The sequence below is a fragment of the Caulobacter sp. LARHSG274 genome (assembly GCF_052871235.1).
The window spans coordinates 689,871-703,232 of the sequence record NZ_JBIXJO010000001.1; the positions used below are offsets into that span (position 1 = coordinate 689,871).

Below are 13,362 nucleotides of genomic sequence, written 5' to 3' on the forward strand. Positions count from 1 at the left end.
CGATCTCTGCGGATCGCTCGACGTCTGTTCAGTAGGTCAGGGTCTTGGCAGTAGTCGACAGAGCGCCCCGCGATCGTCGCGGGTCGGTCTGGGTCCGGCGGCGGTGAAGGCGATCGCCTCCGCCGCCGCCCCATAGGCGGGCCAAGGCGTTAGGCCGGGTCCGTTCGGATCGCCGGTGCGGGCGAAATTGGCCCAATAGGCCTGCAGCCGGGGCCAGGTCGCCTCAGTCGCGTTGGCCGGCGGCGTGTCGAAGACGAAAGGCAGTTCCGATCCGTGCCGCACCGGGCCCTTGCCGGGGGCGGCGATGTCGAGCTGGTAGCGCCAGACCTTTTGGCCGGTCGCCGCCTGGCGCGCCGCCACCCAACTGGCCGGGCAGCGGAAGGTGATATCGGCGGCGACCTGGTCGGCGACGTCGCCCAGAGTCGGGTCGGCGGCCGGCGCGGCGCCGGCTTCCAGTCCGTACAGGGCCAGGGCGCGGGGCGCTTCAGCCCCGTAATTGGCTCGAACCCAGGCGCGGGCGTTGCCGGGGCCGCCGAACAGCGACAGCTCGCGGGCCGAATTGCCGATGATCAGCGGCGTCTGCCGCTGCCGGCCCCTCGCTAGGATCTCCGCCGGCGAGCGGGGGATCACCCAGCCGTCGATCACCGCCTGCAGCCAGATGAAGCTGTCGTCGTCGATCGGCGGCTTCAGGCGCTCGCCGGCGTCGAGCAGGGTAGCGGCGGAGGCGGCGCGGAGGGCGGCCAAGCCGGCGGCGCCCTTCGGCGCGCCGATCGCCTGGGCGAGGTCGTCGCCCAGCTTTTCGTTTTGCGCCAGGTCGCGCGGGGGCAGGCCGAACCCGGCGGTGCCGCTTTGTTCGATCGCCTTGCCGAACAGGCCCTCGGCCATGGGCGAGACCATCAGCAGACCGACGTCCTGGGCGCCGGCCGAGTGGCCGAAGATCGTTACGTTGTCGGGGTCGCCGCCGAAAGCGGCGATGTTGTCGCGCACCCAGCGCAGGGCCGCGATCTGGTCCATCAGGGCGTAGTTGCCCGAGGCATTGCGGCCCGACTCCGCGGTCAGGCCCGGATGCGACAGGAAGCCGAACACGCCCAGCCGGTACTGCACGGCCACCAGCACCACGCCCTGCCCGACGAGGCTGGAGTCCGCCGTCCCCCGCGCCGAGCCGGCCCGGTTGGCGCCGCCGTGGATCATCACCATCACCGGCAGGCGGGCGCCCGGCGTCAGGGCCGGGGTGCGGACGTCGAGATAGAGGCAGTCCTCGCGGCTGTCGGCGGCGTCGGCGACGTTCCAGCCATAGGCGCGCTGCAGGCAGGGCGGTCCAGAGACCAGGGCGTTGCGCGGACCGGTCCAGGGGCGAACGGCGGCGGGAGGCTTCCAACGCAGATCGCCGACCGGCGGCTGAGCGAAGGGGACGCCGCGGAACACCGCGCCCTCGCCCTGGCGCTCGCCTCGGATCGCGCCGCCAGTCACGGCGACCACCACCTGTTCGCGCGCCCAGCCGGGCCCCGCCGCCGCGCCGAGCGCCAGGGCGGCGGTCAGGGCGGCGAGGAGGAGGCTAGGCGGCGACATGGGCCTGGGCTTCGGCCGGGGTCCACAGCCGCGCCGCGCCGCGCACGCCCGAGGAATCGCCCCACAGGGCCGGCGCCAGCTTGGCGCGCCAACCGTCCGAGAACACGTGTGGCTCGATCAGGCCCGGCAGCCGCTCATAGAGCTCGCCGACGTTCGACAGCCCGCCGCCGAACACGAAGGCGTCGGGGTCGACGATGTCGCAGATCACCGCCAGGCCGCGGGCAAGGCGATCGAGATAGCGGTCGAAGCTGACCACGGCCTCGGCGTCGCCGGCCCGGGCGGCGGCGATGATCGCCTCGCCGCTCAGGTCCTGGCCGGTGCGGACGGCGTGGTCGCGGCGCAGGCCGGTGCCGGAGATCCAGGTCTCCAGGCAGCCATGGCGGCCGCACCAGCAGGCGGGACCCGGCGCTTCATAGGTCTTGGCCCAGGGCAGCGGCGTGTGGCCCCATTCGCCGGCCAGGCCGTTGGCGCCTTCGACCAGCTTGCCGTCGACCACCAGACCGCCGCCGCAGCCGGTGCCGATGATCACGGCGAAGGTCACCTTCAGGCCGGCCGCCGCGCCGTCGACGGCCTCGGACAGGGCCAGGCAGTTGGCGTCGTTGGCCAGGCGCACCGGGCGGCCCAGGCCGGTCTCCAGGTCCTCGCGGAACCGGCGGCCGTTCAGCCAGACGGAGTTGGCGTTGCGCATCACGCCGGTGCGCGGCGACACCGAGCCGGGCGCGCCGACGCCGATCGAGCCGCGCCCGCCCGCCTGCTGTTCGACCTGGGCGATCAGGTCGCGGACCGTGGCGATCGCCGCGTCGTAGGATCCGGGATTAGGGGCCCGGACCCGGGCCAGGAAGCGGCCGTCCAGCGACAGGGCGGCGGCTTCGATCTTCGTGCCGCCAAAATCAACGCCGACCTGAATCAAACCCGCTTTCCTCGCCCTTTTCGGAGCGCCCGCCCCGCACGCATCGATTTCGCTCATAGCCATGGGCGATGAATAATGAAAGCAATTTAAATAATCAGCGGCAAGGCTCCGCTATCGCCCTGGCCCTGGGCGATGCTACTAGAACGACAACACCTAAGGTCATGAGATGCCGTCATTGGAAGCCTCGCGGAAGTCAAACCGGAAGCGCACCGCGGGCGCAAGCCTGTCGGGCACCAATCTGGAGCGGGCCGGCGACTATAATCAGCGGGTGATCCTGCAGGCGATCCGGGTCAACGGCCCGGTCACCCGCGTGGTGCTGGCCGAGATCACCGGCCTGACGCCGCCCGCCGTCGCCAACATCACCAAGCGGCTGCTCGACGATCGGCTGATCCTCGAAGCCGGCCGGGTGCAGGGCGCGCGCGGCCAGCCGGCCATGAACCTGGTGATCAATCCCGAGGGCTGCCTGTCGATCGGGGTCAATATCGACCGCGACCACATCACCATCGTGCTGCTCGACCTGATGGGGGCGGTGCGGGCCAGGGCCACCCAGGAGATCGAGTTCCCGCTGCCCGCCGACGTGGCGCGGTTCTGCCAAATCCAGGTCCGCCGGATGCTGGCGCCCTGGAAGGACCGGCCGCCGCGGTTGTCGGGCATCGGCGTGGCCCTTCCCGACGACCTCGGCCGGGTGGACCTGCCGCACCGGCCGGAAAACTACGATGTCTGGAGTTCGGTCGACATCGGCAAGCTGCTCGGCGACATCCTGCCGCTGCCGGTCTTCCTGGAGAATGACGCCGCAGCGGCGGCCCTCGGCGAGCTGCAGTTCGGCCACGGGCTGCACAAGCCCAGCTTCTTCTATGTGCTGATTTCGTCGGGGCTGGGCGGCGGCATGGTGGTCGAGGGCAACTATTTCCGCGGGGCCCAGGGCCGCAGCGGCGAGATCGGCTTCCTGCCGGTGCGCTCGCCCCAGACCGCCGCCCGCTCGCTGCAGGGGGTGGTGTCGCTGTCGGCCCTCTACGCCCATCTGGAAGCCAGCGGGATCGCCGCCAGCCGGCCCGACCACCTGGCCGACCTGTCGGACGAGGGCCAGGCGCTGGTCGAATCCTGGATCGCCCTCAGCGCCAAGCTGCTGGTCCAGCCGTTCGTGGGCATCAGCTGCGTGGTCAATCCCGAGGCCATCTATATCGGCGGCCGCCTGCCCACCCAGCTGATCGACCGCCTGGTCGAGGCGGTGAACGCCCGCCTGGCCCGGGTCGAGGACGTGCCGGCCCTGGCCCCGGTCGAGCGCGCGGCGACCTCGGCCGACGGCCCGGCGGTCGGCGCGGCCCTGCTGCCGTTCATGGACCAGCTGCTGCCGTCCCGCGCCGCCCTGATGAAGACCAGCCAGGCCTAATCCTCGATCCTAGACCGGCGGCGGATTGATCGCCTTGAACCCGCCTTCGCGCCAGTAGGGATAGTGCGGATAGGCCGGGACCACGGCGCTGGCGGCATCGAGGCGCGCGACCTGGTCCGCGGTCAGGGCCCAGCCGACCGCGCCGAGGTTCTGGCGCAGCTGGTCCTCGTTGCGGGCCCCGATGATGACGCTGGCGACGGTGGGCCGGCGCAGCAGCCAGTTGAGGGCGATCTGCGGCAAGGTCTTGCCAGTCTCGGCGGCGATCGCGTCGAGGGCGTCGACCACGCGATAGAGCCGCTCGTCGTCGACCGGCGGCCCCAGGTCGGCGGTCTCGTGCAGGCGGCTGACGGCCGGCAGCGGCTGGCCGCGACGGATCTTGCCGGTCAGCCGGCCCCAGCCCAGCGGGCTCCAGACCATGGCCCCGACGCCCTGGTCCAGGCCCAGGGGCATCAGTTCATGCTCGTAGTCGCGACCGACCAGCGAATAATAGACTTGGTGGGCGACATGGCGCGGCCAGCCATAGCGGTCGGCGAGCGCCAGCGACTTCATCAGCTGCCAGCCGGAGAAGTTGGAGGCCCCGACATAGAGCACCTTGCCGGCTGCAACGAGGTCGTCGAGGGCCTTCAGCGTCTCCTCCGCCGGGGTGAAGGCGTCGAAGGCGTGCAGTTGCAGCAGGTCGATGCGGTCGGTGCGCAGGCGCTTGAGCGCCGCCTCGACGCCGCGGATCAGGCGCAGGCGCGAGGTTCCCGCCTCCAGCGGCCCTTCGCCCATCGGCAGGCCGATCTTGGTCGAGATCAGCGCCGCGTCGCGGCGGCCGTGCAGGGCCTCGCCGAGGATCGCCTCCGAGGCGCCGTTCGAATAGACGTCGGCGGTGTCGAACAGGGTGACGCCGGCCTCCAGGCAGATGTCGACCAGCCGGCGGGCCGCGGCGACGTCGGTGTCGCCCCAGGCGCTGAACAGCGGGCCCTGGCCGCCGAAGGTGGCGACCCCGAAGCTGAGGGCCGGAACCTTGAGCCCGGAGGCGCCGAGATAGCGGTAGTCCATGGGATCGTCCTCTTCGTGACGGGGGGAAGAATTCAGGCCGCCTTCAGCCGGCGGCGTTCGACCGACAGGCTCAGGGCCGCCAGGACCAGGGCCGAGAGCGGCACGCCGGCGGCGATCAGCGGCACGGCCGACAGGCCCGGGCCATGGGCGATCACCGCCCCGCCGAGCCAGGCGCCGAAGGCGTTGCCCAGGTTGAAGGCGGCGATGTTGAGGCTGGAGGCCAGGCCCTGGCCCGCGCCGCCGGCCTGCTGCAGCACGCGCATCTGCAGCGGGGCCACGGTGGCGAAGGCGGCCGCGCCGAGCAGGAAGGCGGCGATCACCGCCCCGATGCGGTCGTGGAACGCCAGGCCGGCCGCCGCCAGCACCAGGCTCAGCAGGGTCAGCGAACCCAGCAGGGCCGGACCCAGCGCCTTGTCGGCCCAGCGCCCGCCGAGCAGGTTGCCGCCGACCAGGCCCGCGCCGAACACCAGCAGGATCGGCGACACCGCCGCCTTCGAATAGCCGGCCAGCTCGGTCAGGATCGGCTGGATATAGGTGAAGACCGCGAACACGCCGCCAAAGCCCAGGACGGTCATCAGCAGGCCGATCTGCACCTGGGGCCGCGCGAGCACCGCGAACTCCTCGCGCAGCGGCGGGGGTTCGGCGGCGTCTTCGGCCCGCGGAACCAGCAGGGCCAGCACCGTGAAGGCGACCACGCCGACCGCCGCGACCGCCCAGAAGGTCGAGCGCCAGCCGAAGGCCAGGCCCAGCCAGGATCCGAACGGCACGCCCAGCAGGGTGGCCAAGGTCAGGCCGGTGAACATCACGGCGATCGCCGAGGCCTTGCGTTGCGGCGGAACCAGACTGACGGCGACCAGCGATCCGACCCCGAAGAAGGTGCCGTGGGCCAGGGCGGTGACGATCCGCGCCGCCATCAGCAGGCCGTAGGTCGGGGCCAGGGCGGCGGCGATGTTGCCGACGGTGAAGATGGCCATCAGGGCCAGCAGCGTGGTCTTGCGCGGCAAGCGGCGGGTGGCGATCGTCAGGATCGGGGCGCCGACGAAGACGCCCAGGGCGTAGCCGGTCATCAGCAGGCCCGCGGTCGGCACCGAGACGCCGAGATCGGCCGAGACCTGCAGCAGCAGTCCCATGATCGCGAATTCGGTGACGCCGATGCCGAAGGCGCCGACGGTCAGGGCGTAGAGGGCGAGGGGCACGGGCGAACTCCGTTTCAATCAGGGAAACGCAGAGGTGGTGCAGATCCACACCATGAATTAGACTGGCGGAAAGATGCACAGCTGTGAGTTCAAGTCATAAATGGCGCGGATCGACGTCAACCGTTCCGGCGAGATGGAGGTGTTCGCCCGGGTGGTGACCCTGGGCGGCTTTTCACCCGCCGCCCGGGCCCTGAAGATGACGCCCTCGGCGGTCAGCAAGCTGATCAGCCGGCTGGAGGCGCGGCTGGGCGCGCGACTGATCAACCGCTCGACCCGCAAGCTGCTGCTCACTGCCGAGGGCGAGATGTTCCACGAGCGGGCGCTGCGGGTGCTGGCCGACATCGACGAGGCCGAGTCGATGGTCGCCGCCAGCCAGGCGCCGCGCGGCCGGGTGCGGGTCAATTCCAACGTGCCGTTCGGCCTGCACCACCTGCTGCCGCTGGTCCCGCGCTTCTCCGCCGCCTATCCCCGGGTGGTGCTGGACATCGTGCTCAGCGATCTGGTCGTCGACCTGATGGACGCCCGCACCGACCTGGCGATCCGGGTCGGTCCGCTGCGGGCCTCGCAGCTGATGGCCCGCAAGCTGGGCGAAAGCCCGATGGCGGTGGTGGCCTCGCCGGCCTACCTGGCCCGCCGCGGCGCGCCGGCTGCGCCGTGCGACCTGGCCGACCACAACTGCATCGGCTTCAACTTCGCCCGCCATTGCGACAAGTGGCCGTTCACCGTCGACGGCGAGCGGCTGTCGCTGCCGGTGCAGGGCGACGTCACCGCCGGCGACGGCGAGACCTCGCGGCGGCTGGTCCTGGCCGGACAGGGGCTGGCGCGGCTGTCGCACTTCCACATCGGCGGCGACATCGCCGCCGGCCGGATGATCCCGGTGCTGGAGGCCTACAATCCCGGCGACGTCGAGGCGATCCACGCCGTCTATGTCGGCCACGGCGGTCGGCTGCCGGCCCGGGTGCGGGCCCTGATCGACTTCCTGGTTCGGGAGGTCGACCTGACCCGCCCGCCGGTTTCCGATCCCTAGGCTCCGCCGAGGCGATCAGCCGCAATCGCCGGCGAAACAAACTTGACCGACCCAGGGTCCGCTCCGCGTATGATGACGAAGATTGACGCAGTTGCCCAAAAAACAGGCTTTGCCGTTGATTCGCGTGGCCAGGACGCGGAACAGGCTTTGCCGGGCGCTTACAGTCAAATCTAGGACGTCCGCATGCGTGTTCTCGTCATCGATCCGGACCCCGCGCGCGCCGCCCTGGTCGCCGAGGGGCTCGAGGGGATCAGTCCGCTTGAGGTGCGGCAGGCGGCGACGTTCGACGCCCGCGAGGTCGCGGCCTTCGCGCCGGACGTGGTGGTGATCGCCTCCGACAGTCCCGACCGCGACACGCTGGAGAGCCTGCGCGAGGCCAGCCAGAACAATCCGCGACCGGTGGTGATGTTCGTCGACCGCTCTGAGCCGGGCCTGGCTGAGCAGGCGGTGCGGGCCGGGGTCGCGGCCTATATCGTCGACGGCCTGGCGCCCGCTCGCGTTCGCCCGATCCTCGACGTCGCCATGAGCCGCTTCGCCCTGACCCAGCAGCTGCACGACGACCTGGCCAAGGCCAAGGCCGACCTGGAGTCGCGCAAGACGGTCGAGCGGGCCAAGGGTTTGCTGATGCGGGAGCGGGGCTTGGACGAGGACGGGGCCTACCGGCTGCTGCGCAAGCTGGCCATGGACAAGGGGCGGCCGATCGGCTCGGTGGCCGCCGACCTGCTGGCCTTCGCCAACATCCTGAAGGGCGATCCGTCATGACTGGTGTCGCCGACCTGAAGCTGGGCTTCATCCCGCTGACCGATTGCGCGCCGCTGGTGGTCGCCAAGGCCCAGGGCTTCTTCGCCGAAGAGGGGCTGGAGGTGGCGCTCAGCCGCGAGGTCTCGTGGGCGACGATCCGCGACAAGGTCACCGTGGGGGCTCTCGACGGGGCCCACATGCTGGCCCCGATGGCCCTGGCGGCCGGGCTGAACGACGGAGCGGCGACCGGGCCGATGCTCGCGCCCCTGGCCCTGAACCTGAACGGGGGCGGCATCACGGTTTCGACCGCCCTGGCCCTGGCCTTGCGCGATATCGATCCGGAAGGCATGGCCGCCAGCCCGGTCAGCGCCCGGCCGCTGGCCCGGCTGATCGAATTCCGGCGGACCCAGGGCGCGGCGCTGCTGACCTTCGCCGTGGTCTATCCGCACTCGATGCACAACTACGCCCTGCGCTACTGGCTGGCCGAGGCGGGGATCGACCCGGACCGTGACGTCCGCCTGGTGGTGACGCCCCCGCCGCGGATGGTGGAGCACCTGGGCTCGGGCGATATCGACGGCTTCTGCGTCGGCGCCCCGTGGAACGCCGCCGCGGTCAGCGAAGGCCTGGGCGAGTTGCTGATCAAGGCCTCGGAGTTCTGGGCGGGCGGGCCCGACAAGGTGTTCGGCCTGACCGCCGCCTGGGCGGCGCGGCATCCCGACGAGCTGCGAGCGGCTCTGCGGGCCCTGATCCGCGCCGCGGCCTGGGCCGACGAGCCGGGCAACCACGCCGAATTGGTCGCCCTGCTGGCCCGGCCCGACTATGTCGGCGCGGAGCCGGAGCTGCTGGCCCGGGCCCTGAAGCGGGAGATCGTCTTCCACCAGGCCGCCGCCGGCCTGCCGCGCCGCGAGCACGCCCTGTGGTTCCTGTCGCAGATGGTCCGCTGGGGGCAGGTGGATGGCGACCTGGACCTGGGCGCCGTCGCCGACCGGGTCTATCGCCCGGACCTGTTCCGCGATGCAGCACTGTCGCTCGGCCCGGTCCTCGATCCGGCCCTGGTCTTCGCCGACGCGCCCGCCCCACCGGCCCGGTTGTTCGACGCCGAGCCGTTCGACCCCGCCGCCGCCAGGGCCTATGCCGCGAGTTTCGCCATCGGGCGAGCGCGGGCCTGAGCGCCGCCGCCAAATCCGGTCGCCCGAAATGCTCATAGTTCGAGCACGGGGGCTGCCAATTTGCTGAGCAACTGCGCGATGGGCGATTCCGTCATGCCGCATTGCGGTATGGCGCGTGACTCCGTCGACCGTTCCAGCCTTCAATGAGCGCAAGGCCTCCGAACAACGGCGTTCGTGGCTGCCAGAGACGACCGCTCGGATGCGGTCACCCGCCAGGCGCGACCCGCCTCCTCTCGCAGACACGCAACCCCGAGGGCTTCCATGCTTTCTCGCGATTTCCTGAAGGCCGGCCACACGCCGACCCTGTTCGCCGCGTTCCTCTATTTCGACCTCAGCTTCATGGTCTGGGTGATCCTGGGCCCGCTGGGCGTGGCCATCGCCAAGGAGTTCCACCTCGATCCGGCCCAGAAGGGCATGATGGTCGCCGTGCCGGTCCTGGCCGGCGCCCTGCTGCGGCTGGTCAACGGCGTGCTGGTCGACCGCATCGGCCCCAAGAAGACCGGGATGGTCGGCCAGCTGGTCGTGCTGACCGGCCTGGCCCTGGCCTGGGGCCTGGGGATCCACAACTACCACCAGGTGCTGGTCCTGGGCCTGGTGCTCGGCGTCGCCGGCTCTTCCTTCGCCGTCGCCCTGCCGCTGGCCTCTCGCTGGTATCCGCGGGAGCATCAGGGCCTGGCCCTGGGCATCGCCGGGGCCGGCAATTCGGGCACCGCCTTGGCGGCCCTGTTCGCGCCGATCCTGGCCAAGAGCTTCGGCTGGCAGAACGTCATCGGCCTGGCCGCCCTGCCGCTGGCCGTGGCCTTCGTGGTCTATATGCTGCTGGCCAAGGACGCCCCCGAGCAGCCCGCTCCCAAGAAGCTGGCCGAATATATGGACGTGCTGAAGGTGCCCGACGCCTGGTGGCTGATGCTGCTCTACGGCGTGACCTTCGGCGGCTTCGTCGGCCTGGCCTCGTCCCTGACCATCTATTTCAACTCCGAATACGGCCTGGACCCGGTGATCGCCGGCTTCTTCACCGCCGCCTGCGTGTTCGCCGGCTCGTTCATCCGCCCGGTCGGCGGCGCCCTGGCCGACCGCTTCGGCGGGGTGCGGACCCTGAGCTTCGTCTACGCCCTGGCCGCCACCGGCCTGACCGTCGCCAGCTTCAAGCTGTCCTCGCCCTACCTGGCCCTGGGCGTGCTGATGTTCTCGATGTTGGCCCTGGGCGCCGGCAACGGCGCGGTCTTCCAACTGGCCCCGCAGCGGTTCCGCAAGGAGATCGGGGTGATGACCGGCCTGATCGGCATGACCGGCGGCATCGGCGGCTTCTACCTGGCCTCGACCCTGGGCATGGCCAAGAAGATGACCGGCGACTACCAGGTCGGCTTCCTCGGCTTCGCCGCCCTGGCGGTGTTCGCCCTGGTCGCCCTGCACGGGCTGAAGTCCCGCTGGCGGTCGGTCTGGCCGACACTGCACGCCGACTCCGCGCCGATCCGCGTCTGACCCTGCCTTTGAGATTGAGCAAAGCCATGACCATTCCTCCCAAGGAACGCCTGGTCGTCATCGGCAACGGCATGGCCGGTTGCCGGGCGGTCGAGGAAGTCCTCAAGCGCGACCCCGAACGCTACGACATCGCCATCTTCGGGGCCGAGCCCCGGGTCAATTACAACCGCATCATGCTGTCGCCGGTGCTGGCGGGCGAGAAGAGCTTCGCCGACATCGTCATCAACGACGAGGCCTGGTACGCCGACAACGGCATCACCCTGCACGCCGGGCGAGCGGTCACCGTCGTCGACCTGGAGCGCAGGACGGTCGCCGCCGAGGGCGGGCTGGAAGTCCCCTACGACAAGCTGATCCTGGCCACCGGCTCGGACCCGTTCCGCCTGCCGCTGCCGGGCATCGACCTGAAGGGCGTGGTCACCTTCCGCGACCTCGACGACGTCGAGGCCATGGTCGCGGCCTCGGCCAAGCCGGGCGCGCGGGCCGTGGTGATCGGCGGCGGCCTGCTGGGGCTGGAGGCCGCCTACGGCCTGGCGCGCCGCGGCATGGCCGCCACGGTCGTCCACCTGATGGACGTGCTGATGGAGCGGCAGCTGGACGAGAGCGCCGGCTTCCTGCTGCGCGAGGCCTTGGCCGAACGCGGCGTCGAGACGGTGATGGGCGCCCATTCCGAGGAGATCGTCGGCGAGGACGGCCAGGTCACCGGCCTGAAGCTGAAGGACGGCCGCGTCCTACCCTGCGACCTGCTGGTCATGGCTGTGGGCATCAAGCCCAACGCCGCCCTGGCCCGGGCCGCCGGCCTGACGGTCAATCGCGGCGTGGTCGTCGACGACGCCATGCGCTGCTCCGACCCGGCGGTGTTCGCGGTCGGCGAATGCGTCGAGCACCGCGGCAACTGCTACGGACTGGTCGCGCCGATCTGGGACATGTGCCGGGCCCTGGCCCAGGCCCTGACCGACGGCGAGGGGGCCTATGAGGGCTCCGTCCTCTCGACCCGCCTGAAGGTCTCGGGCGTCGACGTGTTCTCGGCCGGCAAGTTCGCCGGCGGCGACGGCTGCGAGGACATCGTGTTCCGCGACGCCGGCCGCGGCGTCTACAAGCGCGTGGTCATCGAGGACGGCAAGGTGGCCGGGGCGGTGCTGTTCGGCGACGCCGCCGACGGCAACTGGTACTTCGACCTGATGCGGGCCGGGACCTCGGTCACCGACATCCGCGAGACCCTGATCTTCGGCCAGGCCATCACGGAAGGGCTGTCCGGCCTGGACCCTAATGCGGCCGTTGCGGCCATGCCCGACACGCAGGAAATCTGCGGCTGCAACGGCGTCTGCAAGGGTTCGATCGTCTCGGCCATCACCACCCAAGGCCTCACGACCCTGGACGACGTGAAGGCGGTGACCAAGGCCTCGGCCTCGTGCGGGTCGTGCACGCCGCTGGTCGAGCAGGTGCTGAAGCTGACCCTGGGCGACAGCTTCAAGGAACAGACCGGCCCCAAGCCGATGTGCAAATGCACGCACCACCCGCATGGCGCGGTGCGCAAGGCCATCGTCGAGTGGGAGCTGAAGTCCATGCCGGCGGTGATGCAGGCGATGGAATGGACCACGCCCGACGGCTGCTCGTCCTGCCGACCGGCCCTGAACTACTACCTGCTGTGCGCCTGGCCGGCCGAATATCGCGACGACAAGCAGTCGCGGTTCATCAACGAGCGGGTCCATGCCAACATCCAGAAGGACGGCACCTATTCGGTCGTGCCGCGGATGTGGGGCGGCATGACCACCCCGGACGAGCTGCGGGCCATCGCCGACGTCGCCGACAAGTTCCAGATCCCGGCGGTCAAGGTCACCGGCGGCCAGCGCATCGACCTGCTGGGCGTCAAGAAGGACGACCTGCCGGCCGTCTGGGCCGACCTCAACGCCGCGGGCATGGTCAGCGGCCACGCCTACGCCAAGGGCCTGCGTACGGTGAAGACCTGCGTCGGCAGCGACTGGTGCCGGTTCGGCACCCAGGACTCCACCGGCCTGGGCGTGCGCCTGGAGAAGTTCCTCTGGGGCTCGTGGTCGCCGGCCAAGGTCAAGCTGGCGGTGTCGGGCTGCCCGCGCAACTGCGCCGAGGCCACCTGCAAGGACTTCGGCGTGGTCTGCGTCGACAGCGGTTACGAGATCCACATCGGCGGCGCCGCCGGCCTGCACATCCAGGGCACCCAGGTGCTGACCCGGGTGGCGACCGAGGATGAAGCCGTCTGGGTGATCGCCGCGGCCATGCAACTCTACCGCGAGGAGGGCTGGTACCTGGAGCGGGTCTACAAGTGGATGGCGCGGGTCGGTCTGGAGTCGATCCAGGCCCAGGTCACCGATCCGGATCAGCGCAAGGCCCTCTACGACCGCTTCGTCTATTCGCAGCGCTTCGCCCGCATCGACCCCTGGGCCGAGCGGGTGGCCGGGCGCCACACCGAGGAATTCACCCCCATGAGCCGCCGGATGGAGTTCGCACCCGCATGAACGCTCACGTTCCCACTCCCGTCTGGGTCGATGTCGGCGCGGTGACCGACATTCCCCGCCGCGGCGCCCGCCGGGTGCCCAGCCCGCGGGGCGACATCGCCATCTTCCGCACCGGCGACGGCGAGGTGTTCGCCCTGATGGACGCCTGCCCGCACAAGGGCGGCCCGCTGAGCCAGGGCATCGTCCACGGCCGGGCCGTGGCCTGCCCGCTGCACAACTGGTCGATCGACCTGGCCAGCGGCGAGCCGATGGGCGCCGACAAGGGCAAGGGCTGCACGCCGGTGGTGCCGCTGGAAGTGCGCGACGGCCGCCTGCTGCTCAGCCTGGCGACGGGCGGCTAGC

At 70.8% G+C, this 13,362-nt stretch carries 11 protein-coding genes; 7 read left to right on the plus strand and 4 right to left on the minus strand.

Annotation, left to right across the window (positions count from 1 at the left end):
* Nucleotides 1–36: 36 nt before the first annotated feature.
* Complete coding sequence (locus ACIPQB_RS03240) at nucleotides 37–1,569, minus strand: carboxylesterase/lipase family protein (RefSeq protein ID WP_446483755.1); 1,533 nt, start codon at nucleotides 1,567–1,569, stop codon at nucleotides 37–39.
* Entirely contained in the window at nucleotides 1,556–2,479 is a 924-nt protein-coding gene (locus tag ACIPQB_RS03245) for an ROK family protein (protein WP_446483756.1), read from the minus strand. The genes ACIPQB_RS03240 and ACIPQB_RS03245 overlap by 14 nt, the downstream gene beginning before the upstream one ends.
* Before the next feature lie 166 nt (nucleotides 2,480–2,645).
* On the opposite strand from ACIPQB_RS03245, the gene ACIPQB_RS03250 reads away from it, so the two are divergent.
* Nucleotides 2,646–3,869, plus strand: coding sequence for an ROK family protein (locus tag ACIPQB_RS03250; RefSeq protein ID WP_446483757.1), 1,224 nt, complete (start codon nucleotides 2,646–2,648; stop codon nucleotides 3,867–3,869).
* A gap of 9 nt (nucleotides 3,870–3,878) precedes the next feature.
* Here the strand turns inward: ACIPQB_RS03250 and ACIPQB_RS03255 are convergent, their stop codons facing one another.
* Both ACIPQB_RS03255 and ACIPQB_RS03260 read right to left on the minus strand, forming a co-directional pair.
* A complete protein-coding gene (locus ACIPQB_RS03255) occupies nucleotides 3,879–4,913 on the minus strand; it encodes an aldo/keto reductase (protein WP_446483758.1) in 1,035 nt (344 codons plus the stop codon).
* Between the two features lie 32 nt (nucleotides 4,914–4,945).
* Nucleotides 4,946–6,109 carry an MFS transporter gene (locus tag ACIPQB_RS03260; protein ID WP_446483759.1) on the minus strand — a complete coding sequence of 388 codons (1,164 nt, stop codon included), beginning with the start codon at nucleotides 6,107–6,109 and terminating at the stop codon, nucleotides 4,946–4,948.
* Nucleotides 6,110–6,209: 100 nt separating this feature from the next.
* On the opposite strand from ACIPQB_RS03260, the gene ACIPQB_RS03265 reads away from it, so the two are divergent.
* The 6 genes from ACIPQB_RS03265 (at nucleotide 6,210) to nirD (ending at nucleotide 13,361) form a co-directional block, all read left to right on the plus strand.
* Nucleotides 6,210–7,136 (plus strand): LysR family transcriptional regulator, encoded by a 927-nt coding sequence (locus ACIPQB_RS03265; RefSeq protein WP_446483760.1) that lies wholly within the window; start codon nucleotides 6,210–6,212, stop codon nucleotides 7,134–7,136.
* A gap of 183 nt (nucleotides 7,137–7,319) precedes the next feature.
* Nucleotides 7,320–7,898, plus strand: coding sequence for an ANTAR domain-containing response regulator (locus ACIPQB_RS03270; protein WP_446483761.1), 579 nt, complete (start codon nucleotides 7,320–7,322; stop codon nucleotides 7,896–7,898).
* The gene (locus ACIPQB_RS03275; RefSeq protein WP_446483762.1) at nucleotides 7,895–9,046 is read left to right on the plus strand and encodes a CmpA/NrtA family ABC transporter substrate-binding protein; all 1,152 of its coding nucleotides are present in this window, start codon (nucleotides 7,895–7,897) and stop codon (nucleotides 9,044–9,046) included. Before ACIPQB_RS03270 ends, ACIPQB_RS03275 begins: the two co-directional genes overlap by 4 nt.
* A gap of 261 nt (nucleotides 9,047–9,307) precedes the next feature.
* Nucleotides 9,308–10,528, plus strand: a complete 1,221-nt coding sequence (locus tag ACIPQB_RS03280; protein ID WP_446483763.1) for a nitrate/nitrite transporter — start codon at nucleotides 9,308–9,310, stop codon at nucleotides 10,526–10,528.
* Nucleotides 10,529–10,554: 26 nt separating this feature from the next.
* A complete protein-coding gene (gene nirB / locus ACIPQB_RS03285; protein ID WP_446483764.1) occupies nucleotides 10,555–13,020 on the plus strand; it encodes a nitrite reductase large subunit NirB in 2,466 nt (821 codons plus the stop codon).
* Nucleotides 13,017–13,361: a nitrite reductase small subunit NirD gene (nirD, locus tag ACIPQB_RS03290; RefSeq protein ID WP_446483765.1), complete on the plus strand. Its 345-nt coding sequence runs from the start codon at nucleotides 13,017–13,019 to the stop codon at nucleotides 13,359–13,361. Before nirB ends, nirD begins: the two co-directional genes overlap by 4 nt.
* Nucleotide 13,362 lies beyond the last annotated feature (1 nt).

Excerpts from the sequence above, each read along its gene's own strand:
- nirB (WP_446483764.1), top strand. The coding sequence starts at position 10,555 with ATGACCATTCCTCCCAAGGAACGCCTGGTCGTCATCGGCAACGGCATG.
- ACIPQB_RS03265 (WP_446483760.1), top strand. The coding sequence starts at position 6,210 with ATGGCGCGGATCGACGTCAACCGTTCCGGCGAGATGGAGGTGTTCGCC.
- ACIPQB_RS03250 (WP_446483757.1), top strand. The coding sequence starts at position 2,646 with ATGCCGTCATTGGAAGCCTCGCGGAAGTCAAACCGGAAGCGCACCGCG.
- ACIPQB_RS03240 (WP_446483755.1), bottom strand. The coding sequence starts at position 1,569 with ATGTCGCCGCCTAGCCTCCTCCTCGCCGCCCTGACCGCCGCCCTGGCG.
- ACIPQB_RS03255 (WP_446483758.1), bottom strand. The coding sequence starts at position 4,913 with ATGGACTACCGCTATCTCGGCGCCTCCGGGCTCAAGGTTCCGGCCCTC.
- ACIPQB_RS03280 (WP_446483763.1), top strand. The coding sequence starts at position 9,308 with ATGCTTTCTCGCGATTTCCTGAAGGCCGGCCACACGCCGACCCTGTTC.
- ACIPQB_RS03270 (WP_446483761.1), top strand. The coding sequence starts at position 7,320 with ATGCGTGTTCTCGTCATCGATCCGGACCCCGCGCGCGCCGCCCTGGTC.
- nirD (WP_446483765.1), top strand. The coding sequence starts at position 13,017 with ATGAACGCTCACGTTCCCACTCCCGTCTGGGTCGATGTCGGCGCGGTG.
- ACIPQB_RS03275 (WP_446483762.1), top strand. The coding sequence starts at position 7,895 with ATGACTGGTGTCGCCGACCTGAAGCTGGGCTTCATCCCGCTGACCGAT.